Origin of the sequence: uncultured Brachyspira sp. (assembly GCF_910578695.1) — a bacterium.
GTDB lineage: Bacteria > Spirochaetota > Brachyspiria > Brachyspirales > Brachyspiraceae > Brachyspira.
Genome location: NZ_CAJTQJ010000002.1, coordinates 48,730 through 73,561, shown reverse-complemented (window position 1 = coordinate 73,561; position 24,832 = coordinate 48,730). Strand labels below are relative to the sequence as shown.

General features: G+C 27.4%; 18 protein-coding genes, 2 tRNA genes and 1 pseudogene. 12 read left to right on the top strand and 9 right to left on the bottom strand.

Features of this window, described 5'->3' with window-relative positions; all coding sequences use genetic code 11:
• Position 1: 1 nt before the first annotated feature.
• Both QZ288_RS01095 and QZ288_RS01090 read left to right on the top strand, forming a co-directional pair.
• Positions 2–817, top strand: a complete 816-nt coding sequence (locus QZ288_RS01095; RefSeq protein ID WP_295154044.1) for a hypothetical protein — start codon at positions 2–4, stop codon at positions 815–817.
• Between the two features lie 70 nt (positions 818–887).
• Positions 888–2,975 carry a glutamine synthetase III gene (locus QZ288_RS01090; protein ID WP_295154042.1) on the top strand — a complete coding sequence of 696 codons (2,088 nt, stop codon included), beginning with the start codon at positions 888–890 and terminating at the stop codon, positions 2,973–2,975.
• A gap of 99 nt (positions 2,976–3,074) precedes the next feature.
• Here QZ288_RS01090 and QZ288_RS01085 read toward each other — a convergent pair whose 3' ends face one another.
• On the bottom strand, positions 3,075–4,202 hold the full coding sequence (locus QZ288_RS01085; protein WP_295154040.1) for a hypothetical protein: 1,128 nt from the start codon (positions 4,200–4,202) through the stop codon (positions 3,075–3,077).
• Positions 4,193–5,224: a DUF1385 domain-containing protein gene (locus tag QZ288_RS01080; protein WP_295154038.1), complete on the bottom strand. Its 1,032-nt coding sequence runs from the start codon at positions 5,222–5,224 to the stop codon at positions 4,193–4,195. Before QZ288_RS01080 ends, QZ288_RS01085 begins: the two co-directional genes overlap by 10 nt.
• 115 nt (positions 5,225–5,339) lie before the next feature.
• Here QZ288_RS01080 and QZ288_RS01075 point away from each other — a divergent pair, with 115 nt between their 5' ends.
• On the top strand, positions 5,340–5,747 hold the full coding sequence (locus QZ288_RS01075; RefSeq protein ID WP_295154036.1) for a hypothetical protein: 408 nt from the start codon (positions 5,340–5,342) through the stop codon (positions 5,745–5,747).
• Between the two features lie 86 nt (positions 5,748–5,833).
• Here the strand turns inward: QZ288_RS01075 and QZ288_RS01070 are convergent, their stop codons facing one another.
• The gene (locus tag QZ288_RS01070; protein ID WP_295154034.1) at positions 5,834–6,835 is read right to left on the bottom strand and encodes an NAD(P)H-dependent glycerol-3-phosphate dehydrogenase; all 1,002 of its coding nucleotides are present in this window, start codon (positions 6,833–6,835) and stop codon (positions 5,834–5,836) included.
• Between the two features lie 404 nt (positions 6,836–7,239).
• On the opposite strand from QZ288_RS01070, the pseudogene QZ288_RS01065 reads away from it, so the two are divergent.
• The 3 genes and pseudogenes from QZ288_RS01065 to QZ288_RS01055 form a co-directional block, all read left to right on the top strand.
• Positions 7,240–7,650: pseudogene (locus QZ288_RS01065) on the top strand (efflux RND transporter permease subunit); the annotation flags it as partial.
• Positions 7,651–7,854: 204 nt separating this feature from the next.
• The gene (gene tsaD, locus QZ288_RS01060; protein WP_295154032.1) at positions 7,855–8,880 is read left to right on the top strand and encodes a tRNA (adenosine(37)-N6)-threonylcarbamoyltransferase complex transferase subunit TsaD; all 1,026 of its coding nucleotides are present in this window, start codon (positions 7,855–7,857) and stop codon (positions 8,878–8,880) included.
• 75 nt (positions 8,881–8,955) lie between these two features.
• The gene (locus QZ288_RS01055; protein WP_295154030.1) at positions 8,956–10,731 is read left to right on the top strand and encodes a hypothetical protein; all 1,776 of its coding nucleotides are present in this window, start codon (positions 8,956–8,958) and stop codon (positions 10,729–10,731) included.
• Positions 10,732–10,748: 17 nt separating this feature from the next.
• Here the strand turns inward: QZ288_RS01055 and QZ288_RS01050 are convergent, their stop codons facing one another.
• The 3 genes from QZ288_RS01050 to QZ288_RS01040 all read right to left on the bottom strand — a co-directional run bounded on the left by QZ288_RS01050 (position 10,749) and on the right by QZ288_RS01040 (position 11,363).
• Complete coding sequence (locus QZ288_RS01050; protein ID WP_295154122.1) at positions 10,749–11,090, bottom strand: ankyrin repeat domain-containing protein; 342 nt, start codon at positions 11,088–11,090, stop codon at positions 10,749–10,751.
• A gap of 97 nt (positions 11,091–11,187) precedes the next feature.
• Positions 11,188–11,261: transfer RNA gene (locus QZ288_RS01045), tRNA-Ala, on the bottom strand.
• 28 nt (positions 11,262–11,289) lie between these two features.
• A tRNA-Ile gene (locus QZ288_RS01040) sits at positions 11,290–11,363 on the bottom strand.
• Between the two features lie 381 nt (positions 11,364–11,744).
• Here QZ288_RS01040 and QZ288_RS01035 point away from each other — a divergent pair.
• From QZ288_RS01035 to QZ288_RS01015, 5 genes are all read left to right on the top strand, one after another.
• Positions 11,745–12,833 carry an AI-2E family transporter gene (locus QZ288_RS01035; protein WP_295154028.1) on the top strand — a complete coding sequence of 363 codons (1,089 nt, stop codon included), beginning with the start codon at positions 11,745–11,747 and terminating at the stop codon, positions 12,831–12,833.
• Positions 12,833–13,360, top strand: coding sequence for an SRPBCC family protein (locus tag QZ288_RS01030; RefSeq protein ID WP_295154026.1), 528 nt, complete (start codon positions 12,833–12,835; stop codon positions 13,358–13,360). Before QZ288_RS01035 ends, QZ288_RS01030 begins: the two co-directional genes overlap by 1 nt.
• A gap of 53 nt (positions 13,361–13,413) precedes the next feature.
• Entirely contained in the window at positions 13,414–14,379 is a 966-nt protein-coding gene (locus QZ288_RS01025) for a phosphatidylglycerol lysyltransferase domain-containing protein (RefSeq protein ID WP_295154024.1), read from the top strand.
• A 116-nt stretch (positions 14,380–14,495) separates the two neighbouring features.
• Positions 14,496–17,036, top strand: coding sequence for a helicase C-terminal domain-containing protein (locus tag QZ288_RS01020; protein WP_295154022.1), 2,541 nt, complete (start codon positions 14,496–14,498; stop codon positions 17,034–17,036).
• A gap of 249 nt (positions 17,037–17,285) precedes the next feature.
• The gene (locus QZ288_RS01015; protein ID WP_295154020.1) at positions 17,286–17,648 is read left to right on the top strand and encodes a methionine-R-sulfoxide reductase; all 363 of its coding nucleotides are present in this window, start codon (positions 17,286–17,288) and stop codon (positions 17,646–17,648) included.
• A gap of 410 nt (positions 17,649–18,058) precedes the next feature.
• Here QZ288_RS01015 and QZ288_RS01010 read toward each other — a convergent pair whose 3' ends face one another.
• A complete protein-coding gene (locus QZ288_RS01010) occupies positions 18,059–19,459 on the bottom strand; it encodes a sodium:alanine symporter family protein (RefSeq protein ID WP_295154018.1) in 1,401 nt (466 codons plus the stop codon).
• A gap of 482 nt (positions 19,460–19,941) precedes the next feature.
• Here QZ288_RS01010 and clpB point away from each other — a divergent pair, with 482 nt between their 5' ends.
• Complete coding sequence (gene clpB / locus QZ288_RS01005; RefSeq protein WP_295154016.1) at positions 19,942–22,521, top strand: ATP-dependent chaperone ClpB; 2,580 nt, start codon at positions 19,942–19,944, stop codon at positions 22,519–22,521.
• A 91-nt stretch (positions 22,522–22,612) separates the two neighbouring features.
• Here clpB and QZ288_RS01000 read toward each other — a convergent pair whose 3' ends face one another.
• Together QZ288_RS01000 and QZ288_RS00995 are read right to left on the bottom strand one after the other, a co-directional pair.
• Complete coding sequence (locus tag QZ288_RS01000; protein WP_295154014.1) at positions 22,613–23,569, bottom strand: ROK family protein; 957 nt, start codon at positions 23,567–23,569, stop codon at positions 22,613–22,615.
• Between the two features lie 99 nt (positions 23,570–23,668).
• The gene (locus tag QZ288_RS00995; protein WP_295154012.1) at positions 23,669–24,691 is read right to left on the bottom strand and encodes a sugar kinase; all 1,023 of its coding nucleotides are present in this window, start codon (positions 24,689–24,691) and stop codon (positions 23,669–23,671) included.
• Positions 24,692–24,832: the final 141 nt, after the last annotated feature.

Genomic DNA, 24,832 nt, shown 5'->3' with positions numbered 1-24,832 from the left:
AATGAACAAAAATATAGATTTATATGAATATATAAATAAATGGGTAAGAGGATTCACTTCTTACCCATATTATAAAATAGAAAATAAATTGGACTTTATATCTAAGTTAATAGTTTCGCATAGAAAGTTTGATAATATTTCTATTATTGCTTCTGGTTCAAAAAGAAATAGAACAGATATTGATTATATGGAATATCTAAATATATTTCTTATATTGGAAGATAGTGATAATCTTTATGATACTAGAAAATTTAAATCTTCTATTTTAGAATTAATTAAAAATAATAACTTATATTCAAATAAGATAATTAATAGATCATCATCTTTAATTTTAGAATATGAAAATGAAAAAATTGTATTGATACCGGCATTTAAAAACTTTGATGATAATATTGAAGGGGCATTGGTTACAGATGATAATGGAGCTAATGAAATATTTTATCCGAAATTAGATAATAAAAATTTTGATAAGAAAGAGCATAACTGCGGAGCTAATTTTATTAATATTGTAAAATTATTTAAGCATATATTTTTAACTTTTTCTTCTGAAATTAAATATATGAATGAATTAACCCCTCCTATAATAGAAGCACTTATTTGGAATTTACCAGATGAATATTTTGTATTTAATAATTATGATGATGCTGTATTAAAAGATATTGAGTATATTTATGAAAGAATAGCAGGCGATGATTATATGAGTCTTTCTGAAATTAATGATATAAAAGTTCTATTTTCCAGCAGAAATAATATTAACAGAAAAGAAGCATTAAAAGCATTATATGAATTAAAGCAGTTTATATATAATAATATTTAAATTGATGTTCTTTTATTATGACTTCTAATAATCAGTAATGATATTATAATTTTTTTGGAGAAATATTTAAATGAAAAAAATACCTGAAATTTTCGCTAGTATGGTTTTTAATGATAATGTTATGAAAGACAAACTTCCTAAAGACATTTATAAAAAACTCATAAAAACTATAAAAAATGGAGAGCGTTTAAATTTAGAAGTTGCAAATGTAGTAGCTCATGCTATGAAAGAATGGGCTATAGAAAAAGGTGCTACTCATTTTACTCATTGGTTTCAGCCTATGACAGGCATAACAGCTGAGAAACATACAAGTTTTATCACTCAGACTGATGACGGTTCTATTCGTATGGAATTTACAGGAAAGGAATTAGTACAGGGAGAACCTGATGCATCTAGTTTTCCTTCTGGAGGACTTAGAGCCACATTTGAAGCCAGAGGATATACAGCTTGGGACCCTACTTCTTATGCTTTTATAAAAGATGATACTTTATGCATACCTAGTGCTTTTTGTTCATACAGCGGAGAATCTTTAGATAAGAAAACTCCCCTGCTTCGCTCTATGGAGGTAATAGAAAAAGAAGCTAAAAGAATATTAAAATTATTCGGACATAATGATATTAATAGAGTATTTACTACAGTGGGTGCTGAACAAGAATATTTTTTAATAGACAGAGATTTATATTTGCAGAGACCTGATTTAAGATATTGTAAAAGAACTTTATTTGGAGCTTGTCCTCCTAAGGGGCAGGAATTAGAAGATCATTATTTTGGGGCAATTAAGCCTAAAGTACTTGCTTTTATGAAAGAGCTTGATAATGAACTTTGGAAACTTGGAATAGTTGCTAAAACTGAGCATAATGAGGCTGCTCCCGGACAGTATGAATTAGCTCCTGAATTTACAGTTACAAATATGGCGACAGATCAGAATCAAATTACTATGGAGCTTATGAAGGTAATAGCAGAAAAGCATAATTTAGCCTGCATACTTCATGAAAAACCTTTTACAGGAGTAAATGGAAGCGGTAAGCATAATAATTGGTCAATATCTACAGATACAGGATTAAATTTATTAGATCCTACTGACAACCCTGCTAAAAATAAGCAGTTTTTATTATTTTTGTCCGCTGTAATTAAGGCTGTTGATGAATATCAGGACCTTCTTAGAGTAACTACTGCAACTGCAAGCAATGATCATAGATTAGGTGCTTCTGAGGCTCCCCCTGCGATTATATCTATATTTCTTGGAGATGAACTTACTGAGATACTTGAATCTATAGAGAATTCTAAAAAATACAAAAGTAAAGAAAAAGTTGAGATGGAAATGGGTGTTAATTCTTTAGCCAGACTTACAAAGGATACAACAGACAGAAACAGAACTTCTCCTTTAGCATTTACAGGAAATAAATTTGAATTTAGAATGGTAGGTTCAAGCCTTTCTGTTTCAGGACCTAATATTATTATGAATACTATAGTAGCTGAAACATTATCTCAGTTTGCTGATATATTAGAAAAATCTGAAAATTTAGAAAAAGATATTGATGAGTTAATAAAAGAAACTTTTAAAAAACATAAAAGAATAATATATAACGGCAATAATTACTCTGATGATTGGATTAAAGAAGCTGAAAGAAGAGGATTATTCAATTTAAAAACTACGCCTGAAGCATTGCCTCATTTTATATCAAAAAAGAATGTAGAAGTTCTTACAAAACATAAAGTTTTAACAGAAGCAGAAGTACATTCAAGATATGAAATAACTATGGAAGAATATATTAAGGAAATCAATATAGAAGCCCTTACATTGATAGATATGGTGCATAAACAAATACTGCCCTACTCTATTGAGTATACAGGGGAGCTTGCTAATTGTGCTGATAAAAAAAGAAGTTTAAAATTAAAATTTGATGCGGAAAAAAAATTAATTAATAAACTTAATGATTTGATTTTAGATTTGGATAATAAATTAGCTAAATTAGAAAAATATATTGAAGAAGCTAAAAAGATAAATGATATATTAAAATCAGCTAGATTTTACAGAGATAAAGTATTCGGCTGTTTGGAAAATATGAGAATTACAATAGATGAATTAGAAAAAATAGTATCTAAAAAGTATTGGAAACTTCCTACTTACGGAGATATGCTTTATAGCTTATCATAAATATCATAAATAAAATAATAGGCATAAATATTTATATATATTTATGTCTGTTTTTTGTTGTTAAGCCTTTTAAAAAATAAAAAGAATATATTTAATAAATCAAAATACTTTATGAATAAATTCTTTTACAGCATTGCCATTAATATTAAATTGCTCATTATTAATAGTAAAATATCCGTCTAATATGCCTTTTGTAGTTTCTATATCTATTTTACTGAAAAATCCGAAAGAATCATATAAATAATTTCCTGTAACTGTAAATACAAAACTGAATCCTTCTTCTTTAGAATAATAATCTATAACATCTCTGTATTCATGCGATTCAAAATTTTTATATATATGCCATTTATTATTGAATAAGAATTTAATCATTTTGGAATTTTGAGATTCGGGTTTAGAATCATATATAAATATAGGTATAGGCTCTGTTGTATAAGATGTATAAACTAATGCTGCTGTTATATTATGAGTATATCTTGAAGGATTTCTTCCAACAGTATTTATTGCTATGACTGAGCTTGTATCTGTTATTGTATTTTCACTTCCTGGCACAATCAAATAACCATTAGGCAGTCCGTAATAAAATGCTGTATATAATGCTCTATTATGCTTCCAATTTACCATAGATGCTGAGTAATTTGTGAATTTAAATGAAAACTCTGTATTAATTAAATTATTTATAGAAGATTTTAAATTTATTTTAGTATTATTAAAATTAGGAATCTCTATATTTAATTCTCCAATACTTTTTTTAAATCTTGCCCTTATAAAATTATCATAAAAATCTAAAAAATCTTTTTCACCCTCTTTTATAATAAAAGATTGAAAATCTCCGTCAAGTATATTAAAAGCATAATAAGAGAAATATCTTTTTAATCCGTATTTATAAAGTTTCCAAAATATTATATGATTATCATGAAACAGATATAAATACAAATTTTCTGACATATCATCATTTATTTGTATGGATTTAGGTATATTAGCAAAATCCCCAGTATAATATATTCCTTTATTATTGGTAATTACAGCTATATTATCTTCTAATATAGGAATATCATTTCTCATATACGATTTTTCAGGCACTACCCTATAATTTATATGCACAAACATAAAAGCAAATGCAAATATTATAAAAGCTATAAAAACAGCAATGATATATTTTTTTATATAACTAGAAGAATATTCATAATAATTATCATTTGCTATGATACGTTTTTTTATACGCATAATTTTTCTTCTGCATTATTATCGTTTTCTGAAATCTTTTTAATATCAGCCTGCACCTCTTCTTCTGTTCTATTTTCTACAGATGCATCTAATAATTTATTTAAAGCAAATAATGCAACTTCTATTTCATCATCTTGAGGTACTCTGGTAGTTATTTTTTGAAGAAGAAGTCCCGGCAGTATTGCCAATCTCATAAGAGGAAAATTATAAAATTTAAATCCTAATTTTAATATTTCATAAGATATTCCTGAAACTATAGGAAGAAGCATTATATTAATACCAAGTACAGTTAAATTTCCAATTATTTTAGCAGGAGTATAAGAAGCATATATATAAGTGTATACAAAATAACTTGTAAACATATAAAGCAGTATCGATACAGTTAATACTAAAAACATAAATGTAGTACCGCATCTAGGATGTATTGTAGTATAATCTCTAATATTATTTTTATCAGGATTAAGCCCATGTTCATAAGCATTTACTACCATATGTTCTGCTCCGTGATATTCAAAAACTCTTTTGATATCCTTAAAAAAAGATATTATAAGAAGATATAAAACAAATATAGATAATTTTATTCCTCCTCTAACCAAATTAAACACAACAAAATTTGTTTTTTCATCTATGCCTATTAAAGTGGTTATGAAATAAGGCAAAGCTATAAAAAGTCCTACAGCAAAAGCTAATGATATAAGCATACTCATAGTCATAGCTATATTATCATTAGATTTATTATTAGTTTCCTCTTCAATTTCAATACCAGATGTATTAGCAGAAAATACCAATGTTTTATATCCTAACTTCATCATATCTATAAAATTTACAATACCTCTGAAAAAAGGCATTTTGCTTAATTTGTTTTTATTTTCTGGAACAGATTCTTTTATATAATCTATTTGCTTATCTGGTTTTCTAACAGCAACTACATAATGACTTTTATTTCTAAGCATTATGCCTTCTATAACAGCCTGTCCTCCTACTCCTTCTTTAATTCTATTTTCATCTAATTTTTTATTCAAAGTATATATCCTCATTTATTTAATATTAAAGTAAGATATATAATATACTAAATACAATATTCTTTCAAGTATAAAAAAAAATTGAATTTATAAAAAAAAATTATATATTTAATGTATGAAATATTTATATATTATGATAACCATTTTAGCTTTTATTTCCTGCAAAAGCACATCATCTCAAATGACAGCGGCATATAAAGAAGTTCATAATAAAGAAATAATGCCTGCTTTTAAATCTGTTACTTTAAGAGATAGGGCTGGACATTATAAAAGCAATAGTCCGTATTTTACTTTTAATGTTGATTTAAAAGAAAACGGTTATGCTAATGTAGTATTAAAAGGTTGGATGGTTTACAGAGGTGTGATAAAAATAGGAGAACCTAGTTCGGAAAATAAAAAATTTATATTGAATATAGATAATATCACTCATATAGTATTAGAGTTTAAAGATTTGAATAATGCTAAAGCCTCTGTAGTATTAAAAGATGTAGTGCAGCAGGTTCTTAATATGAAAAAAATATAAGTCTGCCCTCTTATTTCATAATAAAAAACAAAATTTATAAACTTAAATTTACTGCAGTATATAAAATTTAAATACATTATTATTTATTAAAAAAAGCCCTCGCTTTTTGCATCTTTACTCATAAGCTCTTTTAAAGTATTTTGTATGTCTGCATTATTAAATAGTATATTATATATTGCTTCGGTTATTGGCATATAAATATTATTTTTTTGTGCATATTCATAAGCTGCTGTAGTTGCATATACTCCTTCAGCAACCTGCCCATGATTTTCTGCTATTACTTCTTTATATTTTTTTCCCTTAGAAAGTTCTCTTCCCAATCTATTATTTCTGCTTAATCCGCTTGAACATGTAACTATTAAATCGCCTATTCCTGATAATCCGTACATAGTATCTATTCTTGCACCTTTGCTTAATGCAAATCTTACTATTTCGTGAAGTCCCCTTGTTATGAGTGCTGCTTTAGTATTATCTCCAAGTTTAAGACCGTCCACTATACCGCCTGCAATGGCTATGATATTTTTTAAAGCTCCGCCTATTTCTACGCCTTTTTGATCTGTAGAATTATATATTCTAAATTTAGGAGGAACTGTTAATGTATCTCTTACATATTCTGAAACACCTTTCTCGCCTCCTATAACTACAGCAGTAGGAACTCCCTTAGCAGTTTCTTCAGCATGAGAAGGACCTGAAAGAGTTAATATTGATAAATCACCTGATATAATGCTTCTGGCTACTTCGCTCATAGTTTTTCCTGTTTTTCTGTCAAGTCCTTTAGTTGCAGATACAAGTATTTGTTCATTACTTATATAAGGCTCTATATTTATGCAGGCTTCAGCAAAAGCAAATGAAGGGGTTACTATTATGACTATTTCGCTGTCATTAACAGCTTCGCCTATATCCATTGTAAATTTTATATTATTATTTAATTCTATATTTTTTAAATAATTATCATTTCTATGAGAAATGCTTAATATTTTATAACTATCTTCACTATGCACCCATACTTTAATATTATGCTTCTCTGAAAAAATATTTGCAAGTGCAAGTCCCCAGCCGCCTGCTCCTATAATACCTACATTTATCATTATATATCCTATAATCCATTAATTTATAGTATAGTATATATAAAAAAATAACTATTATCAATATATAATTGCAAAAATATTATGTAAACTTCTTACAATCAAAATACATAATAAATCTTCTTTATTTATTTTATTATTATCACAATATTATAAATGAAATATATGACTAATCTGCAGTATTTTCATAAATTAAATTTAAAATAATATTTATGATACTTATAATATTTTTGGATTTTAAAAGTGCAATATTTACTTCGCTTGGAATGCTTATAGTTATTTCGGTTTCTCTTATTTATATGACATACTCTGGAATAACTTTTAATATAATTTCTTTAGGCGGAATAATAACAGTTTTAGGTATGATAGTTGATAACTCAATAGTAGTTTCTGAAAATATTTTTAAAATAGGTGTTATACTTGGATTTGCTGTTCATAGAATGCCTATGTCATTCGTTGGTGCCGTTGGCATAGTCGGGCTTGCAGGAGTTGTTGTAAATAATGGTATTATAATGGTAGACTTAATTAACAGAATACTTGAACAAGGAAATATACATACAAGAGAAGATGTGCTCAATGCAGTAGTTGAAGGAACAGGCGACAGATTCAGAGCTATATTTTTAACAACAGTTACTACAATATTCGGACTTCTTCCCACAGTTTATGGTATAGGAGGACATGCTGATTTAATAGTACCTATGGTTATGGCTATGGCTTACGGACTTTTATTTGCGGCACTTTTAACATTAATATTTTTACCTTGTCTTTTTATGATATCAGCAGATTTGAAACTTATAAAAATAAATTATCAAAAATAATAATATAATTTTATAATCCTGTTTAAGCTAATATGACATTTTATTTGCTTTCTACAAAGCTTTTTAATTTTTGTTTCTATATCTTTTAACTTCTCAATATAATAAATCTTTTGGTTTTATAAACTATTTACAAATAGTATAAAAAAATATATATTATATAAATATTTTTTAATAATTTTTATAAATTAGATAATCGGAGATAATATGAAAATATTAGGCATAGATACTTCCTGCGATGATACTTCTGCTTCTGTAGTTGAAAATGGAAATAATGTTTTATCATCGGTATTGAGTTCATCTATAGATGCACATAAAGAATTTCAAGGAGTAGTACCTGAAATTGCAGCAAGGAAGCATTTAGAAGCTATATTATATGTAATAGATAAAGCATTAAAAGATGCAGATACTGATTTAAACGATATAGATTTAATTGCAGTTACAAACAGACCAGGACTTTTAGGTTCTCTGCTTGTAGGTGTAGGAAGTGCAAAGGCATTGGCTTTTTCACTGAATAAACCGCTGCTTGCATTGGATCATATAGCAGCACATATTTATTCTCCTCATCTTACCAATAATATAAAATTTCCTTATATAGCATTAGTTGTATCCGGAGGGCATACTATAATAACAGAAGTTTATGATTATGGAGAATATAAAGTAATAGGCACTACATTAGATGATGCAGTCGGAGAGGCTTATGATAAAGTAGCTAAATTTTTAAATCTCGGATATCCCGGAGGTCCTATAATAGATAAATTAGCAGGAAAAGGAAATAAAGATGCTATAAAATATCCTATCGTACTTTTAAATGGCATAGATGAATTTAATTTTTCATACAGCGGGCTTAAAACAGCATGCATATACTCCACAAAAAAATATCTTAAAAGCGGTTATGAAGCTACAAATGAAAATATAGCAGCAGCCTTTCAAATAAGTGCCATAGAACCTTTATATATTAAAACATTAAAATATGTTCAGAAAAGCGGTATTAAAAGAGTTACATTATCAGGAGGAGTTGCCTGCAATAGCTATTTAAGAGAGAGATTTGGAAACTCATCTGATTTTGAATGCTATCTTCCAGCCCTTAAATATACAACAGACAATGCAGCTATGGTTGCAGGGCTTGCATATCATATAAAAGATAAACAAGATTTTGCTGATTATGGATTGGATTGTTTTTCTAGGGTATTGAATAAAAAGTATAATAAAAATAAAAGTGCTGATAAATAATTTGCTATTAAAAATATTTTGATTTTTTTAATATGTTTTTGTATAATCTTTATATAAAAATTTTATGAGTATTTTATGATAAGAGATATAGTAAAATATATAAAATATAGAATCGATAGAATGCTTAATAAGGGTCTTTTCTATCAATTAATGCTTTTAGTATTTGTAATAATCATTCTTCTTTTAATAGTATCAATATTTATAATAGTATTTTTTGAGTATTCTCCTAAAGATGCATTTTGGGATAGTTTGATGCAGTTTATAGATACAGGAAATATCTCATCTGTAGAAGGAAATATAGGAGTTTTAATAACTTTTTTAATAGTAACTTTTATAGGCGTATGCGGTTGGGGTTCTCTTATAGCTATGATTAATAAGGCTTTACAGGATAGAATTAATAATCTTAGTAAAGGAAATGCTTTTATAATGGAAAAAAATCATGCTATTATTATGGGGTATGGAGAAGAGGCTTTAACTATAATTGAAGAGTTTATAAAAGCTAAAGTAAAAACAATAGTAATACTTTCTGAACATAATGTTGATATTATAAGAAAGAGAATTTCATTTATAAAAGGATATAAAAAGACAAATATTATAATAAGAGAAGGAAATACAGGCAGAATAGAAAATATAAAATTATTAAATATAGAAAAATCATCAAGCATATCAATAATCAATAATGATGATACCGAATCTATAAATATACTCCTAGCTTTAAAAAAAATTATAGAAGAAATAGAAGAGCGTAAAATATACAATAAAATTAATATATGCGTCTTAATTCACGAAGAAGATACTGTTGAAATATTAAAATCTATTGAACATAAAAATTTTGTTATTCATATGATTTATAAATATGAAATTTTATATAAACTCATTGCCCAAAGTATTATTTATACAGGTTTGAGTAATGTTTATGAAGATTTATTTTCAAATGACGGAAATATATTTTATATAGAAGAAGATCATGATTTTGATAATTCTAGTTTTGAAGATGCAGCTTCAAAATATTTTGATAAAGGAATGATTTTGCTTGGAATAGCTAAAGAAGATAGAACTCAATTAATTGTGCCTAATTATAATTATATAATAAAAAAAGAAAATAGGCTTGTAATACTGTCAAAAAATAATTATGAAAATCCTATTAAAGAATATCCTGATATAAAGCTTAATATTACGAAATATAAAAATAATATTTTATTAATATGCGAGGAAAAAAGATATGATGAGATAATAAAAGAAATATCAGAATATGTAGAAAATCATAATATAATTATGATAAGCTATAATTTGATAGTGTCTCAAAAGAAAAAATATAAATTCATATTAGATAAACTAAAAAAAGAAAATATAACAAAAATAGTACTAATATCTGAAGATAATATAACAGATGTAAAAAGCATCAATATACTTTTGATTATAAGAGAAATAATAAAAAAAGAAAAATTAGATATAGCAATATTATCTTTATTAAACTCCATACAAAAAAGAAATTTGATATATTCAGATGATGTGAGAGATTTTATAGTAAGCGGCAAACTTATAGGTATGCTTATGGCACAGGCTTCTATAAGTTCAAATATATTATATATTTTCTACGGGCTTTTAAGCAAAAATGGAAAAGATATTATAATACAGTCATATTCATATTACTTTAAAGAATCAAAAAATTTTATAGATGTTTATTTTTCTCTATTAAAAAGGAAAATTATTTTAATCGGTATTAAAAGACATAATGATATTATATTGAATCCTAACCATAAATGCAAACTTGATGATAAAGATGAAATTGTTATAATAACAAACTATATTTTAGAAGAAGAAAATAATAATGAAGAATTAATTTTTTAGTATTTTATATAAAAATATTATTCCAATAGTTTTATTATATTATTATAATTTTTTTGCTTTGCATAAAATAAAGCATTATTTCCATACTTGTTTACTATTGACTTATCAGCATTTTCTTTGATTAATAATTCTACAACTTTAATATGTCCTTCCATACATGCTAATATAAGGGCGGTATTACCTACATCATCTTGTATATTAATATTAATATTTTTAGAAATAATTTTTTTTATAATATCTTCATCTCCGAATACAGCAGCATCTAAAAAAGTTTCTTCATCTTGATTAAGAGCATATATTTTTGAAAACGGCATAATAATCAGTAATAAAATAATTAATGAAGAGGTTATATTTTTCATCATAAAATCTCCCGAAGTTTTTTAAGATAAAAAATTATTAGTTAATAGAATAAGAACTATCCTTACAAAAGTATTCAAGGATAGTTCTTATAAACTGTGGAGGTTATGGGGATCGAACCCACGACCTACTGCGTGCAAGGCAGTCGCTCTCCCAAACTGAGCTAAACCCCCGAATATATATTTAATAAGTCCTGAGCTTTGGGCCTGGGAGGAATTGAACCACCGACCTTTCGATTATCAGTCGAACGCTCTAGCCATCTGAGCTACAGGCCCTTTAAATAATTCATTAATAATATGAATAGTATTATAGCATAGAAGAAAAAAATAGCAAGTGTTTTTTTATATTTTTTAAATAATAAAATTTTTAATTATTGTAAAAAAACTATTTATATTATAATATAGAATTGTTAATTTAAAATAAAAATATTTTATATGGATAATAAAAATAGTTTTTTTTCTAAAGATAATAATAGAACTCTGACACATAATAAAATTTTTATTATTGGCGGAGAAATATTATTAATTGTAATAATAATAAGTGCTTTTTTTTATTTTTGCATTTTAATCAGAGAAATAATAAACCCAATAATATTATTCCTTATTTTAATATCAGCTTTACTTCCTTTTTGGAAATATATATGGGCTAAAATTTCAATGGTTTTAATATTATCTCTATTCACTTTATGGGTAATTAAGGAAGCAGGATATTTAGCAGCACCATTTATATGCGGTATATTTATAGCCTATCTATTTGATCCATTGATAACTAAAATGCAAACTAAAATTCCTAGAATAGCTGCTGTATTATTAATATTTATACCGCTTCTTACTATTGCTATAATATTCTTTATATTTATTTTGCCTAGAACTATAGAACAAGTAGAAATTATATTAAAAACACTTCCTCATTATATAGAAAAAACATATAATTCTATATCAGAGCTTTTGATATCTTTATCTGAAAAATTAAATAGAACTATAGGTAAAAGTTTTGATATGAATTTAGAAATAAATGCAAAAGCTATAAATGATTTTTTATTCGGAAGTACAGGTATAATTACGCTTATGTATAGAAATATGATAGACTTTAGAATTAAAAATATTAACAGCATTACAAGAATATTCAGCATAATTTTTTCATATTTTGTAATACTTCCATTTGTAACTTTCTATTTAATGCTGGACTTTCAAAATATACAATTAAAAATGATAAAATTAATACCTATAAGGTGGCAGACTTCTATAAGCAGCATAATAAAAAAATCAAATTATATTATAAACAGCTATATAAGAGGAATGACAATACTTGCTGCCTCTTTTTTTATAATGAGCTATATTCTGCTTTCTTTGATGAATATAAGATATGCATTTATATTGGCTTTGCTTAGAGGGCTTTTAAATTATATTCCGTTTACAGGACCTTTTATTGCATTTGTTATTGCATTATTTACAGGAATTATAACAGAAAATATATGGTGGCAGGGAGCTTTGAAAATATCTGCTATATACGGCTTTATACAGATTTTAGATTCAGGTTTAATGGCTCCTAAAATATTGGGAAAATCTGTAAAAATTCACCCTATTGCTGTAATGTTTAGTACAATTATAGGAGGAGTATTATTTGGATTTTTAGGCGTATTGTTTGCAGTTCCTTTTTGCGGTATAATACTTGTAATACTGCAGAATTTCTTTGATAAATATTATAATTCAAAATTTTATACTCTGACAAAAAGGGGAAAATAATGCTTATATATTTAGTGCCTGTATTTATATTACTGCCGCTTTTTCTTATGGCTGTAATGATATTCGTTCCTATACTTATAGGTAAAAAAATACCGCCCTCTTTTTCTAAAGAAAAAACTCAAATATTTAATATTAAAAAAAATGAATTATATAATCTGCTTATAGATTATGAAAATTATCCTGCTTGGCTGAAATATATATCAATAGTAAATGTAGAAAAACTTGATGGTAATAAATTAAAAATAATGCAGACATATTCAAATAGAAGAATATATCAGGAATTAATAGAGGTAAGAAGAATAGAAAATAGCGAAATATCTATAGTAAAAATTGAAAATGAATTTACAGCTTTATGGACATATATATTTGAAGATGATGAAAATGATAAAACAAAAATGACAATAAAAGAAACTATGTATGTATATCATCCGTATTTAAGATTTATGCTGAAATATATACTCATAGATGAAAATGGAAAGAATGATTTTTTCAGAAAGATAAGAAGTTTTATTAATAAAAATAAATAATTCTTATATAAATATATAAAATAAATAATCAATAATTTTTAAGGATTAAATATATGCTTAATTTTGAACCTATTTCATTAGATAAACAAGAACTATATCATAAATATTTTTCAATAACTCCTGAGCAGTCTGCTGATTATACATTTATGAATCTTCTAGGGCTTAAAGATATATATATGCTTGAATGGGCATTTACTGAAAAATTAGTTTGGATAAGACAAAAATCTCCGTATACAATATATTGGGCGCCTGTAGGAGATTGGTTTAATGCAAATTTCTGCGATGGTTTTAATCCTTGTGAAATATCAGGAGAATCCATTATAAGAATACCTAAAGAACTTGCTTTATTTTGGGAGAAAACAACTAAGATAAAAGTAAAAGAAGCCAGAGATGAGTGGGAATATTTATATGATTTTAATGAGCTTGTAGCTTTATCTGGTAAAAAATTTCATAATAAAAAAAATTTATATAATCAGTTTATAAAAAATGAATTTGAATATAAATTAATTGATAATAATATTGTAAAAGATATTATTGATTTTGAAATTAAATGGCAGGAAGAAGAGAAAAAAAATAATGCTGTTTCAGATGACAGTAATAGTAGTACGGAAGAATGCGAAACCTTTGAAAGCAAAAAATTATTATCGCATGAAATAAGAGCAGAAGCTGATACTATTATGATAAAAACATTTTTAAATAATTGGGATATGATAGACAATATAATAGGAGGAGCAATATATATAGATAAAAGTATAGCAGCATATACAATAGCTGATTTAAGTATGAGAGATACTATAGTAATTCATTCAGAAAGAGGAGACAGAAATTATAAAGGCTCTTATCAGGCTATAAATAAAATGTTTTTAGAGAATTTAAAAAATAGTATAAATGATTATGAAAAATTTAAATTTGTTAATAGAGAACAGGATGTAGGAGATTTAGGACTTAGAAAAGCAAAAATGTCATATAATCCTATAGGGTATATAGAAAAATATAAAGGTTTTTGTACAGATTTTTAATTAAAATTAATTTTTCTATATATAAAATATAACTGTTTTTAATAATTATTTTATTTTTTATTAAAACTATAATATATTGACAAACATTGCAATATATACTATATTATTGTGCTAGTATGAGTAATAATTATTCAAGAGAAATATATAATGTATTTTCAATAGATGCAATTAATTATATGAGAAAAGCCATAGTAGATGCTTATGGTAATGAAGTATACTTTGGAATAAATTTTAATACTCATAATATTTTAGATTATATAGAGGTAATAGCCAGAGGAAATAAAGATTCTGTACCTGCCATAGTATCATTATCATTAGAATTTGATGCTGTAATTCATAATCATCCTTCAGGACAGCTTACACCTTCAAGAGCAGATTTGGCTATAGCAAGCGAACTTGGAAATAATGCGGGTGTAGGTTTTTATATAATTAATAATGATGCTGAGGATTATTATGAAGTTGTAAAACCTATAAAATCAGAAAATGTAAAAACTATAGATGCTCCTGAAGCTTTATATATGTTTACAGAAAACGGTATTTTGAATCAATTACTAAAAAAGTACGAATACAGACAGGAACAAACGGAACTTGTTGAAGCTACTATTGAAGCATTTAATAATAATAAGCATTTAATATCTGAGGCTGGAACAGGAATTGGAAAATCTTTTGCATATTTAATTCCTGCCCTATTATGGCTTAAAGAAAATAAAACTAGAATAGTAATATCCACTAATACAATAAATCTGCAGGAACAGATTATTTCAAAAGATATACCTTCTATTATAGGAGCAGTAGCTCCAAGTGTAAAATATGCTTTGGTTAAGGGAAGAAATAATTATGTATGCATAAAAAAAGTAAAAGATACTTTAAATGATACTGATAAATTAGATTTTAATGAACAGGTAAATTTTTTTGAGGATATAGATAATTGGCTTAATATAACTAAAGACGGCTCTATAACAGATTTAGGCTATAAACCTAAAAGCGAGTTATGGGAAATGGTATGCTGCGATACTGATACTTGTACTCATAGAAAATGCGAATATTTAGAGGACTGTTATTTTTATAAAATGCGTAAGCAGTTAAACTCGGCTCAGCTTTTAATAGTTAATCATCATATACTATGTGCTGATTTATCTCTTTATGCAGAAACAGCAGGAAGATACAGCCTTCTTCCAAGATATACTAAAGTTTTAATTGATGAGGCACATAATTTTGAAAACTCTGCTTCTAGTTATTTTGGAAATGAGGGCAGTAAAAACGGCGTATTAAAAGCACTTTTTTATATTTCAAGAATAAAGAAAAATAAAAGACTAGGCATTATAGAAAGTATTAATAATATGCTTAATGAAAAAAAATCATCTATAGAAAAGAATGAATATGAAGAAATAACTGATTTGATAAATAAAGTACATGATTTAACTTCAAGGGTTAGAAATGTAATTGAAGATAAATCTAAAGAGTTTATTTCTTACTGTCATAAAAATATTCAGACAAAAGAAGGATTAGGATATAAATTCAGAATAAGTCCTGAACTTGTAATGACTAAGCATTGGCAAAATGAAGGACTGAAGCCTCTTAGAGAGATTGTTATTTCTATTACTTCGCTTGTAAATATATGCGATAAATTATATAAAAAGTTTTTTGATATAGCAATAGAAAAAGATTTTGATTATGAAGAAACAGCACAAATGTCAAATGCCTATTTAGAAAGACTTAAAAGACAATTAGTATCATTAAACTCAGTAATAGATTATAAAAAAGATGAATATATAAGATGGATTGAAGCAAGACTTACAAAAAAAGGAAATCTCATTCTTAATTGGCATTTAACTCCTGTAACAGTTGCAAAAAATTTAAATGATTTTTTATATTCAAGATTCGATACTGTGGCAATGTATTCTGCTACTTTAACAGTTTCAAAGAGCTTTAATTTCTTTTCAAATAGATTGGGTTTTGATTATATAGATAAAAATAAAAAAATAGAAATATATTTAGAATCTCCATTCAATTATGAAGATAATGCAAGGCTTTATATTGCTTCTGATATGCCTGATGCTTCTGCAGATACATTTAATGATTTCACATCAAAAGTATTATTAGATGTATGCGGTATAACAGGAGGAAGGGCTTTTATACTTTTCACTTCTTTTTCATCTCTTATGAGTGTGTATGAGAAGACATCAGAAAAATTGAAAAGTAAAAATATTAATGCTTTGGCTCAGACTGCTTCGATACATAGACATACTTTACTTGATATGTTCAAAGCATCTTCAAATAATGTGCTTTACGGAGTTGATTCATTTTGGGAAGGCGTTGATGTTGCCGGGAAAAATTTAGAAGTTGTTATAATACCTAAACTGCCTTTTGCCGTACCGACTGATCCTATAAGCGAGGGAAGATACAGATATATTGAAGAAAACGGAGGCAATGCATTTTTGGATTATGCTCTGCCTTTTGCTGTTATAAAATTCAAGCAGGGTTTCGGACGCCTTATAAGAAGCAAAGATGACAGAGGCGTTGTATTTGTACTTGATAAAAGATTATTTACTAAAAATTACGGCAGTCAATTTATTCACTCACTTCCTAAAGCAAAAGTATTAAGAGGAAGTATGAGAGAAATTTTAAATGATATGAATAACTTTTTTGATTATTAAAAATATATTTTGTTTTATAGCTTTTATGATTTATTAATTATTTTTTTCACATAAAAACTAAAACTATTAATAAAAAATAAAGTATGATTTCATAATCAATATAATGCGTTTATCTTTTTTATAAATATTGATTGACTTATAATTTAATCTATAATATCATTTTTATATAATAGCATATATGCTATGCTTTTTATTAATATAAAAAAATATATATAAAGAGATATATAAAATATAAAGAGGTGTATAAAAATGGAAAAAAAAGAATTAACTGAAGAAGAGAGAAATATAATAATATTTAAAGGAACAGAATACCCTTTTACAGGAAAATATAATGACTTTTTTGAGGAAGGAGTATACTGCTGTAAACAATGCGGTGCTGAACTATACCGCTCTGAAGATAAATTCAAATCACATTGCGGCTGGCCAAGTTTTGATGATGAAATAAAAGGAGCGGTAAGAAGAACATTAGATGAAGACGGCTACAGAATAGAAATAACATGCAATAATTGCGGAGGACATTTAGGACATGTATTTGAAGGAGAACATCTTACAGAAAAAAATACAAGACACTGCGTTAATTCCATTTCTCTCATATTTAAGCCTAAAGAATAATATAGTTTATCACTAGCAAAAAAGTAAAATACTATGCGTTTTAATTAAAATTTACTGCATATTTTTTGATTTACTTTTTATATTTGATTATATTAAATACCGTACATACAAATATTTTTATTTACTTAAATATTTTTTTGATATACTAATATAATATATAATAGAAATATTATGCTTTGTAATTATTGAATTAAATAAATTTTTTTAAAGCTATAAACAAGCAGCTTACAACTGACGAAGGAAGTTATAAGTTAATTTAAAACGAGTTTATAGCTAGTAATAATAAAGAAATAAAAAACTTGTGAGTGCCTGACATTCGTAGAAAGGAGACTTTTTAGTTGTCTGCTACAGCCTCAATAAAAAAGGACTTATATTTTTTATAAGCCCTTTCATTTTTATAATCATTAATATTATTTTTTGTTTAAAGTATTATACTCTTTAAATAATACTGAAACCACACTTCCCAAAGCCAAAAGCCCCAAAAGGTTAGGAATAACCATAAGAGCGTTAAAAGTATCTGCCAATGCCCATACCAAATCAACCTTTAATGCCGAACCCAAAAGTATAAACCCTACAACAAATACGGCATAAATTTTAGCTGCTTTAACTCCGAATAAATATTTAATATTCTGCTCTCCAAAAAAATACCAGCCTATTATAGTAGTGAAAGCAAAGAAAAATAAGCATACAGCAACAAATATAACGCCTAAATAACCAAAACCTAATCTGAATGCTTCCTGAGGCAAACCTACGCCTTTTAAAATCTCTGGTATATTAACTGATGAATTAAGAGTATATATTTGAGTTTGAAGAATATCTGAAGTCAGTATAACTAAAGCAGTTAAAGTTACAACTATAAAAGTATCAAAGAATACTCCTATCATAGCAACTACACCCTGTTCGCAAGGATGCTTAACTTTAGCCAAAGCATGAGCATGAGGAGTAGAACCCATACCCGCCTCATTTGAAAATAAACCTCTAGCCACACCAAAGCGTACAGCCCTCTGAACGCTTATTCCTAAACCTCCGCCTATAACTGCCTGAGGATTAAAAGCGGATTTAAATATTAATAGTATAGAATTAGGTAATTTTTCAATATTCATTAAAATTATTATCAATGAGCCTATTATATAAAATAAAGCCATTATAGGAACTACTTTTTCAGCAAATGAAACTATTCTTTTAAGCCCTCCTATAAATATGAATGCCGATATTAAAGCACATATTATTCCAATATATATAGGCTTGATATTAGGAAATGCATTCACAAAAGCACTGCTTATAGAGTTAGACTGAACCATATTTCCCATAAAGCCTAAAGCTAATATAATAAATACTGAAAATAAAACTGATAATATTTTTCCAAACAATCCCCTATAAGCTGCTTGAATATAATAAGCAGGTCCTCCTATAATATGCCCGTCTTCTGTTGTAGTTTTATATTTCTGCCCTAAAGAGGCTTCTGCAAATATAGTAGCCATTCCCAAAAAAGCAGATACCCACATCCAAAATATAGCACCAGGTCCTCCTGATATTAAAGCTGCAGCTGTACCAGCTAAATTACCTGTTCCAACCTGAGCAGCAATAGCAGTTGCTAAAGACTGAAAAGAACTTATACCCTCTTTATCTGCTGATTTTCCAGACAGAGAAAGACTGCCGAATGTTCTGTTCCAGCCGTCTTTAAACTTGAAAATCTGGACAAATTTAAACCTTATAGTAAAATAGATTCCGCTTCCGCATAATAAAATTATTAATAAATAATCCCATAAAAAACCGTTCACCTTTGCCACTATAGCCGATACAGTATCCATATAATAAACTCCTATCATTTTTGTATTTAATAAATATCTGTACAAAATATTATTTTCTTTAATTAATAAAAAATTCTTAAATTACTAAAAAATTATAATTAATAGTATAAAATTTTAGTATAAAATTTTTTTAATATAGATAAATAATTTAAATAATTTTGGAAAATATTATATCATAAATAGTATTTTTTACATATATCTATAACATATTAATTTAATAAATTAATAATAATTTATATAATAGCTATATCTATAAGTATTATTTTTATACAATAATAAAATTTTTATATATAAAATTTATACAATCATTAATAATAATATTATAAAAAAAATACACTATTAAAAAAAAATATATAAAAAACAATACATTTATATATATTTTTCTGGCATATTTCTTGCATATATATAATCAGTTATTTAATTAAATTTAAATAATTAATAAAAAAGGAGTTAGGCGGTTTTAAGCCGTCAATTAATTATAAATGGATTATAACAAATATACAATAAAAGCACAAGATGCAGTAAATGAAGCTGCTAATATAGCTAATGGCGAAGACCATAATGAAATAAAAAGCGAGCATTTACTTTTAGCATTATTAAAACAGGAAGACGGACTTATTCAGCCTTTAGTTGAAAGAATAGGCGTTCCTATAAATACATTGATAGACAAAACTCAAAAATTAGTAGATGAAAATGTAAAAGTAACAGGAGAAAATGTTCAGCTGCATTTATCATCTAATGCAGGTAAAGTTTTGGCAAAAGCCGAAAAAGAAGCAAATGCTTTAAAAGATCAATATGTTTCTACAGAGCATATATTTTTATCACTTTCAGAAGCGGATAATAAAGCAGGCGATATGCTTAGAAAAAACGGCATAAGCAAAAAAGAAATTTTAACAGCATTAAAGGTATTAAGAAACGGGCAGAAAGTAAATAGTCAAAATCCCGAAGCTAAAATGCAGTCTCTTGATAAATACTGCAGAGATTTAACAAAATTAGCAGAAGATGAAAAGATAGATCCTGTTATAGGAAGAGATGAAGAGATAAGAAGAGTTATGCAGGTATTATCAAGAAGAACAAAAAATAATCCTGTACTTATAGGAGAGCCCGGAGTAGGTAAAACTGCCATTGTTGAAGGACTTGCCAGAAGAATAGTCTCTCAAGATGTACCTGAAGGACTTAAAGATAAAAGACTATTAGCTTTGGATTTAGGAGCATTAGTTGCAGGTGCTAAATTCAGAGGAGAGTTTGAAGAGAGATTAAAAGCCGTAATTACAGAGATAGAAAAATCAGAGGGCAGTATAATATTATTTATAGATGAGCTTCATACTCTTGTAGGAGCTGGTGCTACTGAAGGTGCAATGGACGCCTCTAATTTATTAAAGCCTGCATTAGCAAGAGGAGAATTAAGGGCAATAGGTGCTACTACTTTAGATGAATACAGAAAATATATTGAAAAAGATAAAGCACTTGAAAGAAGATTTCAGCAGGTTTATTGTAAAGAGCCTACAGTTGAAGATACTATATCAATACTAAGAGGATTAAAAGATAAATATGAAGTTCATCATGGCGTTAGAATAAAAGATGATGCATTAGTTGCTGCTGCAGTTTTATCCAACAGATATATAACAAATAGATTCTTGCCTGACAAAGCTATTGACTTGGTAGATGAAGCTGCAAGCCAATTAAAAATCGAAATAGACAGTCAGCCTGCAGAACTTGATAAAATAGAAAGAAAAATTTTACAGCTTAATATAGAAAAGCAGGCACTTTCAAAAGAAAATGACGCTGCTTCTAAAGAGAGATTAGAAAAGCTTGAAAAAGAATTATCTGAACTTTCTGAAGAACGAAACACTATGAAGCTTCAATGGGATAATGAAAAAGGAAGGATTGAAGATACAAGAAAATTAAAAGAAGAACTTGAGGCTTTAAATATAAAAGAAACTCAATATACAAGAGAAGGTAATTTAGCAAAAGCTGCTGAAATAAAATACGGTAAAATTCCTGAACTTCAGAAAAAACTTGAAGAATCTTTAAAGTCAATGGAAGAAGCAAAAACTTCAGATAAAAAAAGACTTTTGAGAGAAGAAATTTCTGAAGATGATATAGCTAGAGTAATATCTGTATGGACTGGAATACCTGTAAGCAAAATGCTTGCAAGTGAAAAGCAGAAATACTTACAGCTTGAAGAGGTTTTGCATAAAAGAGTTGTAGGACAAGATGAGGCTATAACTTCAGTTGCAGATGCTATAAGAAGAAACCGTGCAGGTCTTTCTGATGAGAATAAACCTTTAGGCAGTTTCTTATTTATAGGACCTACAGGAGTGGGAAAAACCGAACTTGCTAAAACTCTTGCTGATTTTTTATTCAGCGATGAGCATGCATTAACAAGAATAGATATGAGTGAGTATATGGAGAAATTCTCTGTTACAAGACTTATAGGAGCTCCTCCAGGATATGTCGGCTATGATGAGGGCGGACAATTAACTGAGGCTGTAAGAAGAAAACCTTATTCTGTTATACTTTTTGATGAAATAGAAAAAGCTCATCCTGATGTATTTAATGTTCTGCTTCAGGTATTAGATGACGGAAGACTTACTGACGGACAGGGAAGAATAGTTGATTTCAAAAATGCTATTATAATAATGACTAGCAATTTAGGTTCTGATTTGATTCTTGAAGCTGATAATACTAATGATATAAAAGAAAAAATTCAGGAGCTTTTGAAAATGTCATTTAGACCGGAGTTTTTAAATAGAATAGATGAAATAATAACATTTACAAGACTCGATAAAAAATATATTACTGAGATAGTGAGAAATCAAATAGTAAGAGTAGCAAACAGACTTAAAGACAGAAGAATAACTTTAGATGTAAGCGATGAGGCTTTAGAATATATTTCTGATATAGGCTATGATCCTCAGTTTGGGGCAAGACCATTAAAAAGAGCTATACAGACATATATAGAAAATCCTTTAGCTAAGGAAATGCTTGCAGGAAAATATTTAGAAGGAGATACTATAAAAATTATTAAATCAGGAGATAGTTTAGTTTTTGAAAAATAATATTTTTATATTAGATAATTAATCTTATAAAAAACAAAAGGCTTACTGATATATTTTATTAGTAAGCCTTAATTTATTTTAAATAAAATATTTAATTATTTCTAAAAAATAAAGCAGCACAGCCTAAAACTCCTGCATCATTACCCAAAGAAGCAGGTTTTATTTCAACATTATTAACCATCATTCCAAGCCCGTAATTTCTCACACCTCTTTTAATATGTTCTATCATCATATCAAAATCTTTACAAAGCCCGCCTCCTATAAGCACCAAATCCAAATCAAGCATATTCAAAGCCTGTGCTATAGACATACCCAAATAATATGAACATTCTGCAATAGTTTCTTTAGCAAGCAAATCTCCTTTTTTAGCAGCATCAAATAGAGCCTTAGCCTTGCCTTTATCTAATTCTTCATAAGTCAAAGATGTAGGAATAACATTTTTATGAATTTTCTGTTTAGCCATAGCAATAAAGCCTGTAGCTGATGCATATCTTTCTATACAGCCACTTGAACCGCAATTACATTTATCCCCATCAGGCATTACAAACACATGTCCTATTTCTCCTGCTCCGCCTAAAGAACCAGTAAATAATTGTCCGTTAAGTACGAATCCGCCTCCGACACCTGTTCCAAGAGTTACAAGCATTACAGACCGATAATCTTTTTCCTTACCGCTTCCGTATTTTGCTTCTCCTAATGCTGCAGCACTAGCATCATTGGCAGTTTTTGTAGGTAAATTAAACATATCCCCTATATCAGAAAATTTTAATCCTTTAATTCCTGGAATATTCTCAGCTCCCCCAATATGAAGTGTTTCTCTATTCATAACACCCGGACAATCTATACCCAAACCTACAGCCTTATAATCATTAGGAATATTACTCTTTAATTTTTCTATAAACTCAGCAATAACTTTTTTATGTTCTTCTGTTGTATGTTTAGGGTTTACATCAAAATTATCTTTGTATAGTATATTTCCATTTTCTTCTACAATAGCCCCTTTCATAGATGTACCGCCTATGTCTATAGATATAATTACATCTTTCATTTTTAATACTCCCAATATATTTATTATACTATTTTATTAGAATAATATAAATTGTCAAGAATAAATTATAAAATGAATATTTAATTAAAATTATATAAGCTATCTCTGTATACGCCCAGAAGCATCTCCATTATAAACAGTCATAACCTCATCAACAGAGACTATATTAAAATCACCTTCTATAGAATGCTTCAAACAGCTTGCAGCAGCAGCAAACTCTAATGCCTCTCTGTCATCTTTTCCATTTAAAAATGAGTATATAAGCCCTGCAGAAAAACTGTCTCCTCCCCCTACCCTATCAACTATTTTTATTAAATACTCTTTTGAGAAAAAATATTCGCTTCCATTATAAAGCATACAAGACCATAGATTTTCACTTGCAGAAATTGAACCTCTTAAAGCAATTCCAACCTTTTTAACTTTAAATCTATCTGCTATTTCCTTAGCTACATATTTATAACCTTCATTAGATAATTTACCTTCTATGATATTACTGTCTTTTGCTTTAATACCGAATACTTTTTCAGCATCTTCCTCATTGGCTATACATATATCAATATAAGGCATTAATTTACTCATAGTCTTATTTGCCTCTTCTGAAGTCCATAATTTTTTTCTATAATTTAAATCCAAGCTAATAGTAATATTTTTTTCTTTAGCCTTTTTGCAGGCTTCTATACAAATATCAGCAACATTCTTTCCAAGTGCGGGAGTAATGCCTGTAAGATGAAACCATTTTGCATTATCAAATATTTTATCCCAATTAAAATCTTCTTTACTGCTTTGAGATATAGAAGAATTGGCTCTGTCATATATTACTTTTGAGCCTCTTTGACTTGCACCTTTCTCTAAAAAATATATTCCTATTCTGTCTCCGCCAAAAACTATATTTGAAACATCAACTCCGTATCTTCTTAATTCATTAATACAAGCATAGCCTATATCATTTTTTGGAAGTTTTGTAACAAATGAAGTATCTATACCGAAATTTGATAAAGCAAAAGAAACATTAGCTTCTCCTCCTCCGAATCTTGCATCGAAAGAATTCGTCTGCACAAATCTTAAATTGGAAGGAGGCGAAAGTCTCAGCATTATCTCGCCAAAAGCAACAACTGAAGCCATAGAAAATCCTTTGAATTTACTATAAATAATATTATTAACATAATTTAATTAACATAATATTATATTATATCAGTAATTATTTCAATGAAGTTTTATAGTTTTATAAGATTAGTATTTTATTTATATATTTTAATAATACTA

What these genes read in the sequence shown, in the direction of transcription:
- QZ288_RS01075 (WP_295154036.1), top strand. Translation starts at nt 5,340, where the DNA reads ATGAAATATTTATATATTATGATAACCATTTTAGCTTTTATTTCCTGC.
- QZ288_RS01070 (WP_295154034.1), bottom strand. Translation starts at nt 6,835, where the DNA reads ATGATAAATGTAGGTATTATAGGAGCAGGCGGCTGGGGACTTGCACTT.
- QZ288_RS01000 (WP_295154014.1), bottom strand. Translation starts at nt 23,569, where the DNA reads ATGAAAGATGTAATTATATCTATAGACATAGGCGGTACATCTATGAAA.
- QZ288_RS00995 (WP_295154012.1), bottom strand. Translation starts at nt 24,691, where the DNA reads ATGGCTTCAGTTGTTGCTTTTGGCGAGATAATGCTGAGACTTTCGCCT.
- tsaD (WP_295154032.1), top strand. Translation starts at nt 7,855, where the DNA reads ATGAAAATATTAGGCATAGATACTTCCTGCGATGATACTTCTGCTTCT.
- QZ288_RS01010 (WP_295154018.1), bottom strand. Translation starts at nt 19,459, where the DNA reads ATGGATACTGTATCGGCTATAGTGGCAAAGGTGAACGGTTTTTTATGG.
- QZ288_RS01050 (WP_295154122.1), bottom strand. Translation starts at nt 11,090, where the DNA reads ATGAAAAATATAACCTCTTCATTAATTATTTTATTACTGATTATTATG.
- QZ288_RS01055 (WP_295154030.1), top strand. Translation starts at nt 8,956, where the DNA reads ATGATAAGAGATATAGTAAAATATATAAAATATAGAATCGATAGAATG.
- QZ288_RS01020 (WP_295154022.1), top strand. Translation starts at nt 14,496, where the DNA reads ATGAGTAATAATTATTCAAGAGAAATATATAATGTATTTTCAATAGAT.
- QZ288_RS01035 (WP_295154028.1), top strand. Translation starts at nt 11,745, where the DNA reads ATGGTTTTAATATTATCTCTATTCACTTTATGGGTAATTAAGGAAGCA.
- clpB (WP_295154016.1), top strand. Translation starts at nt 19,942, where the DNA reads ATGGATTATAACAAATATACAATAAAAGCACAAGATGCAGTAAATGAA.
- QZ288_RS01015 (WP_295154020.1), top strand. Translation starts at nt 17,286, where the DNA reads ATGGAAAAAAAAGAATTAACTGAAGAAGAGAGAAATATAATAATATTT.
- QZ288_RS01090 (WP_295154042.1), top strand. Translation starts at nt 888, where the DNA reads ATGAAAAAAATACCTGAAATTTTCGCTAGTATGGTTTTTAATGATAAT.
- QZ288_RS01030 (WP_295154026.1), top strand. Translation starts at nt 12,833, where the DNA reads ATGCTTATATATTTAGTGCCTGTATTTATATTACTGCCGCTTTTTCTT.
- QZ288_RS01085 (WP_295154040.1), bottom strand. Translation starts at nt 4,202, where the DNA reads ATGCGTATAAAAAAACGTATCATAGCAAATGATAATTATTATGAATAT.
- QZ288_RS01025 (WP_295154024.1), top strand. Translation starts at nt 13,414, where the DNA reads ATGCTTAATTTTGAACCTATTTCATTAGATAAACAAGAACTATATCAT.
- QZ288_RS01095 (WP_295154044.1), top strand. Translation starts at nt 2, where the DNA reads ATGAACAAAAATATAGATTTATATGAATATATAAATAAATGGGTAAGA.